We start from the raw sequence: 567 nt of genomic DNA, 5'->3' as shown, positions 1-567 counted from the left end.
GTATATGCCATTCGAATTGCTTGATTCACTACAGCAGGTAACTGTTCAGCTGACATTATTCGTTGATTATAAACCGCAACGTCATCAAACATTCTTTCTAAGTTTACTTCTTGGAAAAAATCCGTTCCGAGTAAGTCGGTTTCTACTTGTCCTGAAATTGCTAGTACGGGAGCTTGATCGAGTTTTGCATCGTATAAACCATTTAGTAAATGAATAGCTCCAGGTCCTGCAATAGCCATACAAACACCAAGTTTTCCTGTTAATTTCGCATATGCCGCCGCTGCTAACGCGCCAGCTTCTTCATGGCGAACTTGAATAAATTTAATTTTATCTTGTTTTTTTCTTAAAGCTTCAATTATAGAATTAATGGAATCTCCAGGCATACCATATATGTGTTCTACGCCCCAATCAATTAAAAGATCTACTAATGCTTCACCGGCTGTTTTCCCAAACATAATCGTTCCTCCTTWTAATAGGTAGATACTATTATGTTTTGGAGAAAAAGGRAAAATATACAAATGATATAACTTATTTGTTTTAATGATGTCCAGTGAAAAGAGTGAAGGC

The 567-nt window shown here is 36.3% G+C and carries 1 protein-coding gene; it reads right to left on the bottom strand.

The window, feature by feature from the left end:
- On the bottom strand, positions 1-455 hold a 455-nt coding region (locus tag AC1DJR_RS32910), incomplete at its 3' end, for a thiamine pyrophosphate-binding protein (RefSeq protein ID WP_477004557.1).
- Between the last annotated feature and the right edge of the window lie 112 nt (positions 456-567).

The organism is Bacillus sp. 05T31, assembly GCF_056396725.1.
Note: the sequence above shows the minus strand (reverse complement) of the source record. Positions and strands in the feature narration are given on the sequence as shown.